Raw genomic sequence first — 19609 nt, forward strand, 5'->3', positions numbered from 1 at the left:
CTCCCCTCCGGGCGTGGTGGTGGGTCGTGGTGGCGGTCTTCCGGCCGGCCCCCGTGCCGCCAGCCCCCCCCCCCGGCCCTGTTGCTCCGCTCAGACGCCCAGGCCGAGCCGGGCCATCCGGCGGGCATGACCGTCCATGAGTTCTTCCAGCAGTGCGCTCATCGCGCCGAGGTCGTCGAGTTCGCTGGAATCCTGTGTGCTTCCAGATCCCAGGCTCTGCGCGATCAACCGAGTCAGATCGGTTTCGCGAGCAGCGATTCGCTGGCACTGACCCACCGCTTCAGCCGCGAGCCGGCGGCCGAAAAGAGCCAGTGGGCCTGCGATGTCTGGATTCGCGTCGATCCCGTTCTGGACCGTTCGGCTTGCGAAATCGGTGGTCTGCCATGCGGCGGGGCCCGGCGCGAGCAGCTGCGCGATGCCTTCCGGCAGTTTCGGCGCCAGACGGGCGGAAAAATCGGCGCGCAGGCCTGTCACCAGAAGCGCCCTGAATTGCGCCATCAGCCAGTTGGCCGGTTGCGTGGCCCGTGCGAAGCTGTCGACAGCCTCGCGAAAAGGCTCCAGGCACTCATCAATGGCGATGCCCTGAAGGTGCAATTCATCGCTGATTCGTTCAAAACGGTCGAATTGCGCCGCAGCCAACTCGGCGACCGTGAGCCGTTCGTCCAGGCTGGGCGCCATGGTGCCCGAGGAGGCGAGCATTTCGAAGTCCACAAGATCGCCCTGCGCCACGAAGCCCAGCAGCTCCCGGCCACCGGCCGGCATGCCCAAGGGGGCCCGCCCCGGCTGGCTCGACGAGTCATCGAGGGGTGCGGAGGACTGATTCACAGGATTCTGCTCGCTCACGGGGCAAGGCTACCGGTCCGGCTCGGCATTCCAGCCCAGGACCGGCCTACCGCTAGACTGGCCCGGGCGCACAACCGTGCGTCCGTGTCGTTGCGCCCAACGTGTGCGCCCGCGCCGCTTCCGCGGTGGTCATGGGCCGACGCCGACGGATCTCGCATGCGACCCTCACGGGTGCGCGTCCTGGTTCTGTGCGGCGTGACAGGGATGCGACGATACCGAGACTTTGTCCCCCGCTTCGACGCGGGAGCTGGAGAACTGAATTCATGACGCTTCCGAACACTGAATCCGGAGCCACCGAAACGGAGAAGCCCACCTTCGCCGACCTCGGCGTCAATTCCGCGATCGTCACCGCCCTCAGGGACGAGGGCATCGAGCATCCCTTCCCCATCCAGGAGATGGCCATCCCGATCGCGCTCACCGGCGTGGACATGATCGGGCAGGCTCGCACCGGCACCGGGAAGACGCTTGCCTTCGGCATCCCGATTCTGGAGCACATCGTGCTGTCCGGCGATGAGGGATTCGGCGAACTTCCTGCACCTGGCAAGCCCCAGGCGCTGGTGATGACCCCGACCCGAGAGCTGGCCTCGCAGGTCGGCAACGACATCGCCACGGCTGCGAAGGTGCGTGGCGCCAGGGTGCTCACCATCTATGGCGGTGTCAGCTACGACGATCAGCTCGATGCGTTGGCAAAGGGTGTCGACGTTGTCGTGGGCACCCCGGGGCGTCTGCTCGACCTGGCCCACCGCCATGATCTCGACCTGTCCCATGTGGGCGTTGCCGTGCTGGATGAGGCGGACGAAATGCTCGACCTGGGCTTCCTGCCCGATGTCGAGGCCCTCTTCGACCAGACCCCGGCGAGCCGTCAGACGCTGCTGTTCAGCGCCACCATGCCGGCCGTCATCATGTCACTGGCACGCAGCAGGCTGAACCAGCCGGTCAACATCCGCGCCGAGGGCCGTGATGCCCAGGCGACGGTGCCGAAGACCACCCAGTTCGTCTACCAGGCGCACTCGCTGGACAAGCCTGAGATCATCGGGAAGATCCTGCAGTCCGATGACATGCACCGGATGATGATCTTCACCCGCACCAAGCGTTCGGCGCAGCGGCTCACCGACGAACTGTCCGACCGGGGCTTCGATGTCGCACCGCTGCACGGTGACCTCAACCAGGTGCAGCGCGAGAAGACGATGAAGCGATTCAAGGCCGGCAAGGTACACGTGCTGGTGTGCACCGATGTGGCTGCCCGGGGAATCGACGTCGACGATGTCACCCACGTCATCAATTACGAGGTGCCGGACGATCCCGAGCAGTATGTGCATCGAATCGGGCGTACCGGGCGGGCGGGACGCACCGGCATCGCCGTCACCCTGGTGGACTGGCAGGACGTGACGCGCTGGAAGGTCATCAACAAGGCGCTCGACCTGCCTTTCTTCGAGCCGGTGGAGACCTATTCGACCAGCCCGAATCTGTTCAGCGATCTGAACATCGCCGAGGGCACGAAGGGCCGCACCGCGGAGGCAGCGGAACACCCCAAGGAGCACTCGCACTCCGACGACAGGCATCACTCCAAGGACAGCAAGCACGGACATCGTCATGATCGTCATGACGGTCGTCACGGCGATCATGACGAGCCCCGTGAGGACCGTCATGGCAAGCACGATGGCGCTGCCAAGGCGTCCACCGAGGAGCATGGCCAGCGTCGCCACCGCAAGCGCCGCCGCACTCACAACGGCCGGCCCGTGGAGAAGAAGTCTGACAGCGGGCAGAAGTCCGAGAAGGCGTGAGAGCCATCGGGCAGCCCTGTTCTCCGAGACCAGGGCTGCCCGATGGCCTCGATGCTGCAGTTCGGCGTCGTATCAGGGTTCGGTAGGACATCCGCACTGGATTGCTCATGTCCCGGAACTTCCGAGACCCACACGTCCGGGTCTGCTCCGCCAGATCACCCGAGCGCTTGACCCCCGGCTCTCAATAGATCATCGACATGGCGGTGCGCACATCGTGCAAGGTGGCGTCGGCCACCTCGTTCGCCCGCTCATTGCCTTCGCGCAGCACCTGACGCAGATATCCCTCATCACCGGCCAGTTCGGCACGACGGGCCCTGATCGGAGCGAACAGTTCGTTGACGGCCTCGGTGCAGGTCTTCTTCAGGCCACCGCCACCACCGTCACCGATCTGCTCAGCGACTGCCTCGGGCTCCTCGCCCCTCGCCAGCGCAGCAAGTAGCACGAGATTGGAGACCTCCGGGCGGTTCTGCGGATCGTAGGTGATGTGCCGGTCGGCGTCGGTCTTGGCCTTCTTGATGAGTTTGGCCGTCTCGTCGGCGCTCATCGAGATCTCGATCGTGTTGTGCCGGGACTTGGACATCTTCGTGCCGTCCAGTCCGAGGATGAGCGGTGCGGCGGAGAGCAGCGCGTCAGGGGCCGGGAAGACCGGGTGCGCCGGATCGGCTCGTCCGTAGCGTTCGTCGAAGCGGCGTGCGATGAGCCTGGTCACCTCGATGTGCGGCAGCTGGTCCTTGCCCACCGGCACGAGGTTGGCCTTGCAGAACAGGATGTCGGCCGCCTGGTGCACCGGGAAGGTGAGCATGAGACCACTCATGGCGCGCCCCTGAGTGTGCTCCAGCTCGTCCTTGACCGTCGGATTACGGTGCAGCTCCGACTCAGTGACAAGGCTCAGGAAGGGCAGCAGCAGCTGGTTGAGCGCCGGTATCGATGAGTGCGTGAAGATCGTGGTGCGAGACGGGTCGATACCACTGGCGAGATAGTCGGCGACTCCGCTGAGCACATTCTCCTGCAGATTTCCCACACCATCGCGGTCGTAGATCACTTGGTAGTCGGCGATCACGAGCATTGATTCGACACCGAGGTTCTGCAGCCGGACGCGATTGCTGATCGACCCGAAGTAATGCCCGATGTGCAGCTTTCCGGTGGGACGATCGCCGGTGAGGATGCGGTACTTCCCGGGGTTGACCTTGAGGTCTGCTTCGATGACATCGCTGCGCAGCTGACTGGCCTGCAGCGAGCGATCCGGCTCCGGCGACCCTCCGTCCAGATCGTCGTTTCCTGAAGTGGACTCGATGTGGGGGGCCGTGCTCATGGTCGCAGTCTACAGACGCCGCCGAGGACGCGAATGCGGCGCCGAGCAGGGATGACCCGGTGCCGGACGCTGTGGGTGCGGGCTGGCCAGCCCCTTCGGCTGGTCAGCCGATTGAGGCGATGGCCGCACCTGCCCGGCAGGGTGATCCGCCGGCTGGCACCAAGATCTTGAGCATGCCCGTGACCGGTGCTGTAACAGGGGTTTCCATCTTCATCGCCTCCATCACGGCGATGACATCCCCCTCATGCACCTGTGCACCATCGTCGGCCTTCCACACCACGATCGTGCCGGTGATGGGTGCGGGCACGCTGGGGTGTCCCTGCGCGGAGGCCTCAGCCGATTCGACAGCGGAGGCCTCAGAGTCCCCCGGTGCCGGGTCGGCCGACAGCCTCGCACCGGAGCCGATCAGGGGCCCGGCCAGCTTCGCTGCAAGAGCTGACGGAAATCCGATGGGCAGCCGGCGCCCGTCGATTTCGATCCACGAACGGGCGAGTGCCTGGGATGCGTCCTCACCGGCGCCATCGAAGGCGAGACCAGGAAACTCGCCCAGTGGCCGCACCAGATCGTCGAGCCAGGCGCATTCGGTTTCGATCCAGGTGGTGTGAACCGCGAAGTCGTCCGGACCGGTCGCCACGAATGCCGGATCGGTCACGATCTGCCGATCGAAGTCCAGCAGCGTCGGCACGCCCTCGATGCAGAACTCCTTCAGGGCCTGGCGTGCCCTGCGCAGGGCCTCGTCGCGGTCCGGGCCCCACACCACGAGCTTGGCCATCAGGGAGTCGTACAGTGCACTGATCGTGCTGCCCGCCACCACTCCCGACTCCAGCCTGATCCCGGGGCCGCTCGGGGCGTCGAACCGGGTGATCCTGCCCGGTGAGGGCAGGAAGCCCCGCCCGGCATCCTCGGCATTGATCCGGAACTCGAAGGCATGGCCACTTGGCTGCGGCGTCTCGGTGATCTCCAACGGCAGACCATCGGCGACCCGCAGCTGCTGGCGGACAATGTCGACACCGGAGGTCATCTCGGTGATCGGATGCTCCACCTGCAACCTGGTGTTCACTTCGAGGAAGGAGACGACGCCGGTGGTTCCGATGAGGAATTCGACAGTTCCGGCACTCACATATCCGGCTGCCTCGCAGACCGCGGCGGCACCTCGCTCGACCGAGTGGCGCTGCTCGTCGGTGAGAAAGGGCGCGGGCGCCTCCTCGACGACCTTCTGGTTGCGCCTCTGGAGCGAGCAGTCCCTGGTGCCCAGCACCACCACATGGTGGTCGTTGTCGGCGATGACCTGCACCTCGACATGGCGGGGACGGTGCAGAAACTGTTCGACGAAGCACTCCTGCCTGCCGAAGGCCGCAATCGACTCGCGCACCGCGGAGTCGTAGCGGTCGATCACTTCATCCAGACGCCAGGCCACCTTCATGCCGCGTCCGCCGCCGCCGAAGGCGGCCTTGATGGCGATCGGCAGGCCGTGCTCCTGGGCGAAGGCCAGCGCCTCTTCACCGCTGCTGACCGGTCCTTCGGTGCCCTGTACCAGGGGCACGCCGGCCTCGATGGCCAGCCGGCGCGCCATCAACTTGTCACCGAGATCGCTGATCGTCCGCGGCGACGGCCCGATCCACGTCATGCCGGCATCGATCACCGCCTCGGCGAAGTCTGCATTCTCGGACAGGAAACCGTAGCCGGGGTGCACGGCATCGGCGTGTGCCTTCCTGGCCACCTCGATGAGTGCCGCGATGTTGAGATAGGTGTCCGCAGGCCGCGCCCCTGGCAGCGCATAGGCCTCGTCCGCGCTTCTCACGTGCAGCGCATCGGCATCGGGGTCGGCGTACACCGCGATGGATGTCACACCGTAGGCTGCGCAGCCGCGTGCGATGCGCACCGCGATCTCGCCCCGATTGGCAATGAGGACTCTGCTGATCATTACCCGTTCTCCTCATCCGGCGCACCCAGCGCCCCATTTCCGGCCTGTTCGTCACTCTGCGCAAGTCTGAATCTGATCCTGGCACCGATGGGCACCTGGCCGGCTCTGTTGAGATCCCAGCTGGCCACCGACCCGATGACCGGATAGCCGCCAGTCAACGGGTGATCCGCCATGAACACCACGGGCTGGCCGCCCGGGGGCACTTCGAGGGCACCTGACGCCATTGGCTCGGACTCCAACTCGGAGTCGTCGGTCCGCTCCAGTGGCTGGTCACCATGCAGCCGCAGACCCACCCGATTCGACTGCGGTGTGACCTCCCACTCCTGTTCGAGCAGGGCCGTTACCGCGGCCTCGGTGAACATCTCGTCGCGGGGTCCCAGCACCACGTCGAGGCTTACGCCCTCATCTTGGCCGAAGAGGCCGTGAGGTCGATGGGCATCGGAGCCGCAGATGCTCGAACCCGCATCGTCCTCCGAAACTGCCACTACGCCGGAGGTCCAAGCCCGCACTGGCAGCTCGTCTCCGGCGCGCAGCGGACGCGGACCCAGATCGGACAGGATGTCGCTGGAGAGGCTGCCGAGCACCGGTTCGATGTCCAGGCCGCCGCGTATCCCCAGGTAGGCCACTGCTCCCTGTTTCGGGAATCCGATGTCGAGGACTTCCCCGTCACCGAGGGCGAAGGCATGGCCGTGGGGAGCAGGTCGTGACCTGTCAGTGTCAGCATCCCCCGCATCGATCCTGCTCGCATCGATCGTGGCATCCACCTCAGCGCCGGCAATGGCGAGCACCTGCTCACCCATTGCACGTACCCTCAGACCGCCGTAGGTCTCGATGCATGCCGCATCGGAGTGGTTGCCCACCAGGCGCGAGGCGCATCTCAGCGAATCGTGGTCCAGTGCTCCGGAGCGGGAGATTCCGAGGTCGGCGTGGCCTGGCCGGCCGAGGTCCTGCACGGTGGCCGCCAGGCCAGGCTCCTCGATGACAAGTGTCCTGGCCGCTGTTGCGGTGGCCGCTGCGCGATCCGCGGGCAGCTGGGCCGGCATGTCGGGTGCATCCTTGGCCTGATCCGATGTCTGCGCCTGGTGACTTTCCACCGATGGTCCGATACCTGCCAAAGATGCCTGCTCGGCAGCGGTGAACTGCACCCGCATCCCCGGTCGCAGCAGCACCGGCGGGTCATTGGCCAGGTCGAACATGGGCACATCGGTCTGACCGATGATCTGCCAGCCACCGGGGCTGGTGCGGGGATAGATGCCGGAGTAGATACCCGCCAGCCCCACCGCTCCGGATGGAATTGCGATGCGGGGCACCGCACGACGCGGCACATTCAGGCACGGGTCCCCACCCACCAGGTAGACGAATCCTGGTGCGAAACCGGTGAAGGCCACCGTGTAGATGGCGCCGGTATGCCGGGCGACCACTTCGTCGGGGCTGAGACCGGTGAGCCGGGCGACCTCGCCTAGGTCCTCCCCGGTGTAGTGCACCGGCACCCTGACGAGTTCCCCGTCGGAGGCGAGCGGCGCACTGACATCTCGTTGGCCGATGAGTTCGGCAAGGTGTGTCGCCCTGATCACACTGGGATGGAAGCGGATCATGACGGTGCGCGAGGCCGGGACGACCTCGTGGACACCTGGGATCGGCGTCTGCATCAAGGAGTGATGCAGGGCGATGGCCTGGGCGAGATCGTCGAGTTCGACGACCACGATGTCGGTGTTGACGGTGAGGACGCGCATGCTCAGATCTCGTATCGGGTGTCGCTCACATCGCTGATGAACATGTACCCGGGTGCATGCGTGATCGCGAAGGGGATGTGGGAGGCCATCACGGCGGCCTGCGGTGTCACTCCGCAGGCCCAGAAGACCGGCACCTCGCCTGGTCTGATCTCGACGGAGTCCCCGAAGTCGGGGTGGGACAGGTCAGCGATGCCGAGCGCCGCAGGATCGCCGACATGCACAGGTGCACCGTGCACCGAGGGGAAGCGTCCCGAAATCTGCGCGGCCTCGGCCACCCGGTCGCCTGGAATGGGCCGCATCGACACCACGAGCTCGCCGTGGAATCGTCCCGCGGGCCGGCACTGCACATTGGTGCGATACATCGGCACGTTCCTGCCGCTGGTGATGTGGCGTACCTCTATTCCCGCCCTGCGCAGCGGTGTCTCGAAGGTGAAGGAGCAGCCAAGCAGGAAGGCCACCAGGTCGGGGTGCTCGCTCCATGCCTTCGTGGCATCGGTCGGCTCGTCCACGAGTTCGCCATCGCGCCACACCCGGTACTTCGGAATGTCGGTGCGCAGGTCCGCACCGGGGGCCAGCGCGGTGGACGGCGAACCCGGATCGCTCACATCGAGAACTGGACAGGGTTTCGGATTGCGCTGGGCGTACAGCAGGAAGTCATAGGCGTATTCCTTGGGCACGACGAGCATGTTGGCCTGAGTCATGCCAGGCGCGATGCCGGCGGTCGGGCGGCATTCGCCCCGCCGGTACCTCGCCCTGGCCGCCCTGGCCTGCTGTGTTGCCGACGATTCCATGACGCCCTGCGTACCCAGGACCGTGTTCGTCCGTGTGGTCACCGGTCAGCCTCTCCTTCCGGCTGGTTCAGTGGCGAGGCCACCGAGATCCCTTCATCGGTGAGTCCTTCGCGCACCGCCTTGGCCATCGCCAGGGCACCGGGCGAGTCGCTGTGCACGCACACCGAGTCGGCCTGCAGCGTGATGACCGAGTCATCGGCTGCCACCAGCGTGCCGTCCTCGGCCAACCGGACGATCCGTTCGATGACGGCCCTGGGATCGCTGAGAACCGCGCCGGGCTCGCGCCGGGAGACCAGCGTGCCGTCGGGGCGGTAGCCCCGATCAGCGAAGGCCTCGGACATGACACGAAGCCCGGCATCGGCCGCGGTACGGGCGAAGACCGAACCGGCAAGAGCCATCACGGCCAACCCGGGGTCATACGCCTTGATGGCCTCCACCACGGCCTTCGCGGGGCCCGGATCGAGGGCGATGCGGTTGTACAGCGCACCGTGCGGCTTCACATAACGTGCCTTCGTGCCAGCAGATCTCGCCAGCCCGTCCAGCGCGGCGATCTGGTAAAGCACATCGGCGGTGAGCTCGGCCGGAGCAACCTCCATCGCACGACGGCCGAAGCCCGCGAGATCACGGTAGGCCGGGTGCGCGCCCACCACGACGCCGCGTTCGGCTGCTGCCCGCGTGGTGGTCAGAATGCCGATCGGGTCACCGGCGTGGAATCCGCAGGCGATGTTCGCACTCGTCACGGTGTCCAGCATCGCCTCGTCGTCGCCGAGCGACCAGCGCCCGAAGCTCTCCCCCATGTCGCTGTTCAGATCCATCGAGATCATGATCCATCCCTCCATTGACGAATACCCATCGAAGGTCGTTGCAATCCTGGTCACCCAGGCTGGTGACCCGCCGAAGTCGTGGTCATCGGAGCAGGGCGAAGATCGGCCCGATCGAATTGATGCCCATGTACCAGGTCAAGATGCAGACCAGGCCGCCGAGCACCAGCAGCCACTTCGGGAAGTGATAGCCGCCCAGCAGATCACTCTTGAAGAGACCGATGTACACCATGATCGTCAGGCCGATCGGCAGGATGAGCCCATTGAAGCCGCCGGCGAACACCAGCAGCGCAGCCGGCGCGGTGCCCACCGCCAGGTAGGTGATGAGGGCAATGGCGATGAAGATCACGGTGGCGTAGTTGCGGGCGCGGCTCTTCATGAAGTTCTCGTTGAAGACTCCGAAGAAGGAGACGGAGGTGTAGGCGGCGCCGATGGTGGAGGTGGTACCCGCAGCCCAGAAGATGATGCCGAAGATCCTGAAACCCCATTCACCGAGCGCCACCTGGAAGGCCTGCGCGGCGGGATTCGCCGTCTTCGACGCCAGGTCGATGGTGACTCCGCTTGCGGCAACGCCCAGGATGGCGAGGAACAGCAGGTAGCGGATCGCGCCGGTGATGAGCACGCCGGCCAGGGATGCCTGGCTGACCGCCTTCATGTTCTTGGGCCCGGTGATGCCGGCGTCCAGTAGACGGTGCGCGCCGGCATAGGTGATGTAGCCGCCGACCGTTCCGCCGACGATGGTGGTGAGCGCGGCGATGTTGATCGAGTCCGGCATCACGGTCTCGTGAAGGGCATGGCCAACGGGCGGATGCACGATGAACAGCACGATCAGAACGATCGTCACCTTGATTGCGGCCAGGCAGATGACCACCCGGTCCATCGCACGATTGGCCCGCTTGTACAGGAAAATGCCGATCGCCAGCAGCGTGCCGATGAGGCCGCCGATCTTGGGGTCGAGGCCGATGGCGGCATTGAGGCCGAGCCCGATACCGGCGATGTTCCCGATGCTGAACACCAGTCCGCCGAAGATCACCAGCACGGCGAGCAGATATCCGGAGCCTGGCACTGCCGCGTTGGCCAGGGCACCTGCAGTGCGTCCCGACGCCCCGACGATGCGCCAGACATTCATCTGCACGATGAAGTCGATGATGATCGACAGCAGGATACCGAAACCGAATGCGGCGCCGAGCCTGATCGTGAAGGTGGCGGTCTGGGTGATGAAACCAGGCCCCACCGCGGACATTGCCATGAGGAATATCGCGCCCAGCAGGGAGGTGCGTCTGTTCCTCAAGAACTCCCTGCTCTGCTCCCCCACGCCGGGAGCCGGCCCGGATCCGTTCTCGACCTCAGTGCTCATGACCCACTCCGTTCATCGCGACTCCGTCACCCGGCAATCACAGCGTCACGAGCATGAGCGCAAAGATTGTTGAGCAATACAGAGTTATTGTTGAACAAAAATGTAGGCACTGTGTATCTCCTGCTGGTTTCACCTGTGTAACGACTGTGTCAACGATGACTGGCCTGTTTCGGGCACTCGTCTGCTGGCGCCGGGCACCGGGACCCACGACGAACCGGAGTGTTCGTAGGGTGAGTGCCATGGCCAAGCCGAGCGTGACATCCCTGCCCGTGACAACTGCAGACGAGATTCGCGAGTTGATCACGACCGGACAGGTCGTTCCAGGTCAGCAGCTCGCCGAGGTCGAACTGGCCGCAAAGCTCGACATCTCCCGCAATACCTTGCGGGAGAGCTATCGCATCCTGGCACAGGAGGGGCTGGTACGGCACATTCCCAATCGTGGAGTGTTCGTCAGCACCCCATCGCCCCAGCAGGTGCATGACCTCTTCCACGTGAGACGACTCATCGAGTCCGACGCCCTGACCTACGCCAAGCCGGATCATCCAGCGGTGGCCGGCATGCGTGCTGCGGTGCAGGCAGCCCGATCCGCCATCGGCCGGCAGGACTGGCGAATGGTGGGCACACAGGACATCAAGTACCACCAGTCCATCGTCCGTCTGGCCGACAGCCCGATACTCGACAAGCTCTACGGCGCACTGGCCGCTCAGCTGCGACTGATGTTCGGCGTGCTCGGCAGCGTGAGATCCATGCACGAGCCCTATGTGGAGCGCAATGCGCTGATCGTGCAACTCGTCGAGAACGGCGACGGGCCGGGAGCTGCGAAGGTGATCAGGAACTATCTCGACGATGCCCAAGCTCAGATCTCAGCTGCCTATGCGGCCTCCCTCGCTGAGTGAGTGTCGAGCAGGGCTCGGATACCGGGCGGTACATGGGCGTGCCAGATCGGGCCACGCTCACTGCGTGTGCTCGCGGATGTCCTGGGCGAGCATGACGATGATGCCGCTCGGACCACGCAGATAGGTCAGCTTGTAGATGCCCCGGTAGTTGGCAACGCCGCGCAGCGGATGGCAGCCGTGACGGGCTGCCACTTCGAGTGCTGCATCGATGTCATCGACGCTGAAGGCGACGCGATGCATACCGATCTCGTTCGGCAGGGTCGGCTCGGTTTCGATCGCGTCCGGATGGATGTATTGGAACAGTTCAAGCCGACCGTGCCCGTCGGGCGTTTCCAGAGTGGCGATCCGTGCATGGTTGCCGTCGATCCCCACCGCAGTGTCAGCCCAGTTGCCGCTGACCTCGTCATGGCCGGTCACGGACAGGCCGAGGTCTGTGAAGAAGGCGATGGCCTCCTCGAGGTCGCGCACCGCAATGCCGATGTTCTCCAGAGTGATGACCATGGGTAAACGCTAGGCGGCGCAACGCCACGGCAGCGCCTGCCGCAATGAATCAGATCCGCCCAAGCACCTGCTCCACGCCCCCCAGCGAACCGCCACGAGCGGTGATGCGGGTGGCCAGTTCGCGCAGCGCCGTGGGACGGCTGGTCTCGCAGCCCAGCTCGTGCCCTGTCTTGCCAGTGCCGTGGTAATCCGAGGAGCCCGTACGGATGAGGCCGAGCCTGCCGCCGAGCTCGAACAGCAGGGCCCGGGTCTCCTGATCCTGGGCCGGATGGTCCACCTCGATGCCCTCCAGGCCATGCTCGGTGGTCAGAGAGGCCAGCAGAGCGGGGGTGACGACTTCTCGGCCCGATCCGATCCAGGGGTGCGCGATGACGCATGCACCGTGCGCACCGTGCACCAGATCGATGGCGGTGGGCAGTTCGAGGCTCCGGCGCGGCACGAAGGCCGGCCCCTTGTCATCGAGGAAGCGGTCGAAGGCCTCATTGCGATTCTTGACATATCCGGCTGCCACCAGGGCATCGGCGACATGCGGGCGACCGATCGAGGAAGCGTGCCCGGCCTGCGCCGCCACATCGTCCTCGCTGATGTCCACGCCCAGCTCGTGCAACTTCGCCAGCATCAGCGGAACACGTTCGGCGCGGCTGACGCGCATGTCGGCCAACGCCTCGCGCAACGCGGGATTCCAGGGGTCAGCGCCGTAGCCCAGCAGGTGCACCTCGGTGTGGCCCACGTGGGTGCTGATTTCGATGCCCGGCAGCACGAAGACGCCGAAGCGGCGTCCGGCCTCCAGCGCCTCGCCGATGCCGTCGAAGGTGTCGTGGTCGCTCAGCGCCACCACCTGCACGCCCAGCTCCTGCGCCCTGCGAACCAGTGCCGTGGGGCTGTCGGTGCCGTCGGAGACATTGGAATGGGTGTGCAGGTCGATTCGCATGCCCACATTGTGCCCGCTACCGCGCAACCGGCCCCTGGAGGTGCCGCTCAGCGCGACAAGACGAGAGATGCACCCCTTGCGGAACAGGAGATTCGGGAACCCGGGATCAAGAGGACAATCGCTGGACGTAGATGCACCAGCGTCGCGATTGCCGGTCAGTTCATCGCCGGTGCAATCCTGCGAAAGCGTGAGATCCAGGCAATCTTGAGGCCGTGGGCCCAATGACATCAAGAGGCCAGGGTTGCCAGGTGGTCAGCAGGGCTGCAAGCCTCACAGGATGAGCTGGCGCAACTCCCGCAGGCCCACCGAGGCGCGTGCCAGGTCCATCGAACCGCCGCTGAGCTCAGACAGCCGCTCCGCGCAGCGGTCGACGCCTCGCTGGCGACCCCACCATTCGTCCACAATCTGCTCCGGATCAGCCTCGGCAGTATTGCTGGCGGAGGACAGCACCTGCCGGCAGATGGTTTCCCTGGCGGCCTGCAACTCGTCACGCATGGCCGCCCGGGCCATGATGTCCCAGCGGTTCTGCCGGGGCAGGGCGTCCGCCTTGGTGAGCAGGGCATCCATGCCGAGCTTTTCGGAGACCAGGAAGAAGACCTTGGCGGTCAGCTCAACCACGTTGGTGGTCCTCCGGGCAACCCTCACGATCGGCAGCGCCTCGTGCAATCGCGGCCAGGCCGCGGAAGACAGGAGGTCGTCGGGCACGCCACGGGCACGCAATGCGGCGACTTGCGACTCGTAGTTCCCACGGCCCTTGTCGGTGAGTAGTTCGGGCAAGGCGCCGATCACTGCGGCGACGCCCTCGCGATACTGCCTGCTCAACGTCTCGATACCCACCTGATCGGGATTCAGGTCTTCAAGATGGTTGTGCAGAAGCCATCTGGTGGCGCGCTCGACGACACGGCGCAACTGCATCCGCAACTCCAGTCGCCCGGTCTCCGGGATCGCCTGGGAGCGCACCATCCCTTCGAGTCCGGCGATCGCGAAGATATTGCGTGCTGCCAGCTGGCCCCGGATCACGTCGGCATTGCTGGCCCCGGATTCGTCAGAGAGTCTGGACGCGGCGGAGATGCCCTGGGAGTCGACGAAACGGTTCACCACGGCGGTGGTGATGATCTCGCGGTGCAACCTGTGGTGCAGCATGGCGTCGTCGAAAGTCGCGCGCAGCGGGGCCGGGAAGTATCCGAGCAGACGTTCTGCCGCATAGGGATCTTCAGGAAGGTCTGAGGCGAGGATTTCGTCCTCCAGGGCGATCTTCGTCCAGGCCAGCAGGGTGCAGAGCTCAGGGTTCACCAGACCTGCACCGTGTGCGATCCGCCGGGCCATCTCGACGCTGGAGGGTAGCGATTCGAGCTTGCGGTCCAGGTATCCGGCATGTTCGAGCTGGCGCATCAGTTCCTCGTGCACCCCGGCGTGGTCGGCAGCGCTGGACAGTGAATTGGCGAGAGTGATGTTCTGCTCGATGTTGTGCAGGAGCACATGCCGGGCAACCTCGCCGGCCATGGTGGGCAGCAGCTCATTGCGCTCGGCGACGGTCAGCTCCCCGGCGCGCACCTGCGCGTCGAGCAGGATCTTGATATTGACCTCGTGGTCGGAGGTGTCCACGCCTGCGGAGTTGTCGATGAAGTCGGTGTTGATGCGCCCGCCGTGGAAGGCGTATTCGATGCGCCCGGCCTGGGTCCAGCCGAGGTTCCCGCCCTCCCCTGCAGCGCGGGCTCTCACCTGCGAGCCGTCGACCCGGATGGCGTCATTGGCCTTGTCCCCGACCTGTGCATTCGTTTCGGTGGATGCCTTCACATAGGTGCCGATCCCGCCGTTCCACAGCAGGTCGATCGGGGCTTGCAGCACGGCGTGCAGCAATTCGGCGGGGGTCATGGTCTTCGCATCTGCCGGCAGGCCGAGCGCAGTGCGCACCTGGTCGCTGATCGGCACGGATTTTGCGGTGCGGGGGTACACCCCGCCGCCAGTGCTGATGAGCTCAGGATCGTAGTCGGCCCAGGTGGAGCGAGGCAGCTCGAACAGCCGCTTGCGTTCGGCCCAGCTGGTCTCAGGATCAGGGCTGGGGTCCAGGAAGATGTGCAGATGGTTGAAGGCGGCCACCAGTTTGGTGTGGTGGCTGAGCAGCATGCCGTTGCCGAAGACGTCACCGGACATGTCCCCGATTCCGACGCAGCTGAAGTCTTCTTCCTGGGGGTCGATGCCGATCTCGCGCAGATGACGTTTGACCGACTCCCAGGCACCCCTGGCGGTGATACCCATCGCCTTGTGGTCATAGCCCACCGATCCGCCGGAGGCGAAGGCATCGCCCAGCCAGTAACCCTGGCCCTGGGCGATCTCATTGGCGATGTCGCTGAAGGTGGCCGTGCCCTTGTCGGCAGCGACCACCAGATAGGGATCCGCATCGTCCCAGGCATGGACCCGGCCGGGGTGACGGCTGTGGCCGGCCACGACATTGTCGGTGACCGACAGCAGCGAGGACACGAAGATCTTGTAGGAGGCGACACCCTCAGCGGCTCGCTCGGCGCGGCCCATCGCCTTGTGCAACCGATGGGGGAAGAAGCCTCCCTTGGCGCCCACCGGCACGATCACCGAGTTCTTCACCATCTGCGCCTTGGCCAACCCGAGAATCTCGGTGCGGTAGTCCTCTGCGCGATCACTCCAGCGGATACCGCCGCGAGCCACCTTGCCGAAGCGCAGGTGCACTCCTTCGACTCGCCGGTTGTACACGAAGATCTCGTACAGAGGCGCGGGGTTGGGCAGGAAGTCGATATCTCGAGCACGCAGCTTGATTGCAAGTGCCTGGGCGCCGGGCACCCAGAAATTGGTGCGTACTGCCGCCGTCATGACCGTGAGGAATTGGCGAAGGATGCGGTCGTGGTCCAGCGAGGCGACATCGTCCAACTCGGTGTGAAACTCATCGACCAGGGAATCGATGCTGCTCTGCCGCTCATTCTGGGAAATGTCGAGATCCGGATCGAAACGGATGCGGAAGATCTCCGCCAAATGGGTGGCGATGGCCGGATTGTCCACCAGGGTTCTGGCGATATAGGTCTGCGAGAAGGGTGAGCCAGCCTGCTGGAGATAGCGGGACACCGCTCGCAGCACCTCGACATCTCGCCAGCCCAGATCGGTCTCCAGCACGAGAGCGTTGAGGCGGTCGTGATCAGTCTTCCCGTTGATGGACGCGCTGAATGCGTCCTTGAATCGTGCCCTGGCAAGCTCGTCGCCCGAGCGCATCGCCTCGCTGGTGTGGGTCAGGCCAAGGCCGAAGTCGTAGACCATGGCCTTGCGGCCGCGCAGCCGCACGACATAGGGACGTTCCTCGCGCACATCGACGCCGAAGCTGGTGAGGTGCGGCATCACGTGCGAAAGATCCAGCGGTTCGCCCAGAGTGAACACCTTCAGCCTCACATCGATGCCCTCGGCGTCCTTGGAGGACGGGGAGAAGACGCTCAGCGCCATGTCGTCACCGCTGGTCAGTGAGTCGAAGGCCAGCAGGTCCTCCACCCCAGCCGCGGGGGGATAGTCCTGCTTGTAGGCGTCGGGGAAGTCGATGCCGCGGCGTTCTGAGTCGAGTGCGTCGGCGATGGCGATGAAATCGTCATCCCAGTCGTGGATGTCCTCTGCCAGCAGCTTCTCCAGTTCGGCTGCATCCAGAACCCCCTGGGAGTCACGATCAGGATCCAGTTGCACTGTGAAGTAGAGCCTGGCGAGCACCGAGTCCGAGACGGCAGCGCGGTAGTCGATGCTCTCGCCGCCGACGAAATCCAGGATCGTGCGCTGCATCCGCAGGCGCGCTTCGGTGTTGTACCTGTCGCGGGGGAAGTACACGAGTGCGCTGAGGAATCTGCCCCATCGCCCGGGCCTGAGGAACAGGCGGAGCTGGTGGCGCTCGCCGAGCCTGGCCACTGCCTCGATGGCTGGCATCAGCTCCTCAGCCGAGGCCTGCAGCAACTCGTCGCGCGGATACGCGTCGAGAGTGGCGCGCACGGCCTGGCCCCCATAGGAGTCGGGGGCGTAGCCGATGGCTTCCATGATCTCTCCGGCCTTGCCGCGCAGGATCGGCACCTTCAGCACCGATTCGGCATAGGCACTCGCGGTGAACAGGCCGATGAATCGATGCTCCCCGATCAGATGCCCGTCCTGGTCTCGGATGCGCACGCCGAGGTAGTCCCGATAGCCGCCGCGCACCAGGGTGGACCGCACGGAATCCTTGGTACAGACCATGAGTTCCTGCGAATTCGGAAGTGGCACGGCGTCGAAGCCGCTGGGGTCCACCAGATCGTCGCGCAGCACGCCGAGCCCAGTACCGGATACCGGGGTGAACTGCTCGTGGTCTGGATTCACGAGGTATTCGCGGTAGCCCAGGAAGACGAAGTGGTCCTCCAGAAGCCAGCGCAGCATGGCGCTGGTGAGGGCACGTTCTCGTGGCTCGGCAGGCCCAGGGGTACCCAGCACCGAGTCCGCATTTCGCACGGCTTGCACTCGCATCGCCCGGGTGTCCTCGGTTGCGGCGGTCAATCGGGCCATCGCCTCGTGCAGATCGGCTTCGAGGACGGGCGCTTCCTGTGAGGCGGCGCTGCCCCAGGCCGGGTACAGCTCCAGATCGATCCATGATTCGCCCGTGCCGCGATAGGAATCGACGCCGAGCAGTCGCCCTTCGTCATCGCGGAGCACGCTCAGCTGCGGGTGCACGATTTCACGAATCGACCACCCTCGCCGAGTGGCGCCGAGGCAGAGCGTGTCGACGATCCACGGCCGGTCGGTGGCGACCACCTGCACGGTGGTGAACCCACCGGCCTGCGTCGGGGGATGCACGCTGATCAGCGTCTCGTCGCCGCGCCGCAGCTGCCCGAGTTGCAAGTGGTCGCGCAGCCGCTGACCCACCAGATTCTCATCGACGGCCTGTCCGAGTGCATGGGCGTCGTCGTCCACATGGCCCACATAGGCAGTCACGAAATCCGTGGCCGCCGTGCCCGTCAGGATTCCGTCGGCGGGACTGACATGTGCCATCAGGCGCTCGGTGAGATCCAGATGTTCTGCGATTCGCCCCACCGACCCAGCGCCGTGTCCCACCTCGGTCATAGCGACTCCCCCTTCGGTGTCGGCCACGCCTGCTGCACCCCAACGGACAACCCGATGAGTTCCACCCTAGACGCGCGTGGGTTGCACTGCTGAGCAATGACAGGGCTGCGGGTGATGACAGAGCAGACCGTGGATCGCCCGGGTCTTCGGCCCGGCCCTGGAAATGAACCGGGATGCATGCCCGACCCAAACAAAAACCCAGGCCGCAGGTCAGGTGGGGAACGAAGAACCCGGAAGTGAGGCAAGCTGGAGCCCATGGAAATCTCTGCGCATCACGAATACACCGCCGACCCAGCCACCGTCCACGCCATGATGACTGACCCCGACTGGTACGCGGCTGTCCTCGACAAGAGTGGTGCAGACCATCACGATGTGCACGTCGAGGGCGATTCGGTGAGCATTCACGCCGAGGTCTCCGCGCCGAACCAGGTGCAGCGGTTCACCGGTGCCACCCTTGCCATCGAACAGTCCTTCGTCTGGCACCAGGTTGCCGAGGGATGGGACGGCGTCGTTGAGGCGAAGCCGGCCAGGATGCCAGCGAAGATGACTGGTACGGCCACCATCCGGCCCGGAGGCCCGGGGACGATCGTGGAATACGCCGGTGACTTCACCGTCTCGGTGCCGCTGCTCGGCGGCAAGCTGGAGAAGCTTGCCAAGCCGAAGGTGATGTCAGTGATCGACCTTCAGCAGGAAGTCGGCAACGACTGGCTCGCAGGTAAGCGAGCCTGACCTCTCGCACGAACAGCCGTCCGGAGGCGGTGATCCCGTGGGACGTCCTGCCGGGGCCGAGGGCCGCCGAGACATTCTCTGCAGTTCAACCGATCGTGACCTGCGCACCGCGGGGCACCAGGTCGCCGAGCTCCTCGGGCGCGGCGGGGGTGGCCACGAGGTAACTCTCGTGGCCCTCGTCGCGTTCAGTGATGAGAGCCACCTCCTGCCCGGCTGCTTCGATCGCCTGCGCGAGGCTCACTGCCGCGTCATGGTCGGGGAGCAGAATTCTGGTGGTCATCTCAGGCATCCTCCACGGCGATGTGGCGTGCCAATTCGGACACGTCGTGCCACAGCATCGGATGCTCCGCCAATTCCGACTGCACCAGGGGCAGTTCCCACGCCTCATCCGGGCTGAGCCCGTGGGCTGCCTGTGAGGCCTGCTCGGCCGCGCCAGGGTTTTCATGGGTGAAGAAGGCACCCGCATCACGGAGCGGCAGGCCATCCAGCACGACTTCTCCGTCATGAGCGGCTGGGCCGGGTTGCTGCGCCGCGCCCGCCTGTGCAGAGACCACGAAGTGATCCGCCCCGCCTGCCAGGGCCATGACACATGCCACCTGGAAAGCAGCGAACTCGGCTGCTTCGCTGCCCGGTTCCGTGTCGAAGGTTTCACAGAGCGCCGCATTGGCCGTCACTGCGGGCAGTGGGCCAGGCAGATGCCCCTGCGTGACCAGCGCAGCCGCCTGTTCCGGGCTCATAGGAACCAGCACGACGATGTCGTGAGCCTGCGCCATGTCATCTCCTTCCAGGGGACCTCCGCCTCGTGGCGTCCCCTGCCGATTCATCCACAGACTATCCGGGCGGGGTGGTTACCGGTGTCCACGACGGGCAGGCTGGCGCGATGAGCATCCACGAGGACACCC

General features: G+C 65.3%; 15 protein-coding genes. 3 read left to right on the plus strand and 12 right to left on the minus strand.

What is annotated here, in order from left to right:
• Positions 1 to 90: 90 nt before the first annotated feature.
• Positions 91 to 843, minus strand: a complete 753-nt coding sequence (locus tag ABF648_RS01155; protein ID WP_415630456.1) for a ferritin-like fold-containing protein — start codon at positions 841 to 843, stop codon at positions 91 to 93.
• A 131-nt stretch (positions 844 to 974) separates the two neighbouring features.
• Here ABF648_RS01155 and ABF648_RS01160 point away from each other — a divergent pair, with 131 nt between their 5' ends.
• Complete coding sequence (locus ABF648_RS01160; protein WP_415630457.1) at positions 975 to 2627, plus strand: DEAD/DEAH box helicase; 1653 nt, start codon at positions 975 to 977, stop codon at positions 2625 to 2627.
• A 181-nt stretch (positions 2628 to 2808) separates the two neighbouring features.
• Here the strand turns inward: ABF648_RS01160 and trpS are convergent, their stop codons facing one another.
• The 6 genes from trpS to ABF648_RS01190 all read right to left on the minus strand — a co-directional run bounded on the left by trpS (position 2809) and on the right by ABF648_RS01190 (position 10565).
• Entirely contained in the window at positions 2809 to 3939 is a 1131-nt protein-coding gene (gene trpS, locus ABF648_RS01165) for a tryptophan--tRNA ligase (protein WP_415630458.1), read from the minus strand.
• Between the two features lie 103 nt (positions 3940 to 4042).
• On the minus strand, positions 4043 to 5863 hold the full coding sequence (locus tag ABF648_RS01170) for a biotin carboxylase N-terminal domain-containing protein (RefSeq protein ID WP_415630459.1): 1821 nt from the start codon (positions 5861 to 5863) through the stop codon (positions 4043 to 4045).
• Complete coding sequence (locus tag ABF648_RS01175; protein ID WP_415630460.1) at positions 5863 to 7596, minus strand: carboxyltransferase domain-containing protein; 1734 nt, start codon at positions 7594 to 7596, stop codon at positions 5863 to 5865. The genes ABF648_RS01170 and ABF648_RS01175 overlap by 1 nt, the downstream gene beginning before the upstream one ends.
• 2 nt (positions 7597 to 7598) lie before the next feature.
• Positions 7599 to 8429: a putative hydro-lyase gene (locus tag ABF648_RS01180; RefSeq protein WP_415630461.1), complete on the minus strand. Its 831-nt coding sequence runs from the start codon at positions 8427 to 8429 to the stop codon at positions 7599 to 7601.
• A complete protein-coding gene (locus tag ABF648_RS01185; RefSeq protein WP_415630462.1) occupies positions 8426 to 9211 on the minus strand; it encodes a LamB/YcsF family protein in 786 nt (261 codons plus the stop codon). The genes ABF648_RS01180 and ABF648_RS01185 overlap by 4 nt, the downstream gene beginning before the upstream one ends.
• A gap of 82 nt (positions 9212 to 9293) precedes the next feature.
• On the minus strand, positions 9294 to 10565 hold the full coding sequence (locus ABF648_RS01190; RefSeq protein ID WP_415630463.1) for an NRAMP family divalent metal transporter: 1272 nt from the start codon (positions 10563 to 10565) through the stop codon (positions 9294 to 9296).
• A 239-nt stretch (positions 10566 to 10804) separates the two neighbouring features.
• Here ABF648_RS01190 and ABF648_RS01195 point away from each other — a divergent pair, with 239 nt between their 5' ends.
• On the plus strand, positions 10805 to 11461 hold the full coding sequence (locus tag ABF648_RS01195) for a GntR family transcriptional regulator (RefSeq protein WP_415630464.1): 657 nt from the start codon (positions 10805 to 10807) through the stop codon (positions 11459 to 11461).
• 57 nt (positions 11462 to 11518) lie between these two features.
• On the opposite strand, the gene ABF648_RS01200 is transcribed toward ABF648_RS01195, so the two are convergent.
• The 3 genes from ABF648_RS01200 to ABF648_RS01210 all read right to left on the minus strand — a co-directional run bounded on the left by ABF648_RS01200 (position 11519) and on the right by ABF648_RS01210 (position 17978).
• Positions 11519 to 11962, minus strand: coding sequence for a VOC family protein (locus ABF648_RS01200; RefSeq protein WP_415630465.1), 444 nt, complete (start codon positions 11960 to 11962; stop codon positions 11519 to 11521).
• Positions 11963 to 12011: 49 nt separating this feature from the next.
• Positions 12012 to 12893 (minus strand): PHP domain-containing protein, encoded by an 882-nt coding sequence (locus ABF648_RS01205; protein WP_415630466.1) that lies wholly within the window; start codon positions 12891 to 12893, stop codon positions 12012 to 12014.
• 270 nt (positions 12894 to 13163) lie between these two features.
• A complete protein-coding gene (locus ABF648_RS01210; protein WP_415630467.1) occupies positions 13164 to 17978 on the minus strand; it encodes an NAD-glutamate dehydrogenase in 4815 nt (1604 codons plus the stop codon).
• Between the two features lie 255 nt (positions 17979 to 18233).
• Here ABF648_RS01210 and ABF648_RS01215 point away from each other — a divergent pair, with 255 nt between their 5' ends.
• Positions 18234 to 18707, plus strand: a complete 474-nt coding sequence (locus tag ABF648_RS01215; protein WP_415630468.1) for a DUF2505 domain-containing protein — start codon at positions 18234 to 18236, stop codon at positions 18705 to 18707.
• 85 nt (positions 18708 to 18792) lie between these two features.
• Here ABF648_RS01215 and ABF648_RS01220 read toward each other — a convergent pair whose 3' ends face one another.
• Both ABF648_RS01220 and ABF648_RS01225 read right to left on the minus strand, forming a co-directional pair.
• Positions 18793 to 18987, minus strand: a complete 195-nt coding sequence (locus ABF648_RS01220) for a hypothetical protein (RefSeq protein WP_415630469.1) — start codon at positions 18985 to 18987, stop codon at positions 18793 to 18795.
• 1 nt (position 18988) lies between these two features.
• On the minus strand, positions 18989 to 19480 hold the full coding sequence (locus ABF648_RS01225) for a DUF6912 family protein (RefSeq protein ID WP_415630470.1): 492 nt from the start codon (positions 19478 to 19480) through the stop codon (positions 18989 to 18991).
• Positions 19481 to 19609: the final 129 nt, after the last annotated feature.

Source organism: Propionibacterium sp., assembly GCF_047719395.1.
In the GTDB taxonomy this organism is placed as follows: Bacteria; Actinomycetota; Actinomycetes; order Propionibacteriales; family Propionibacteriaceae; genus Propionibacterium.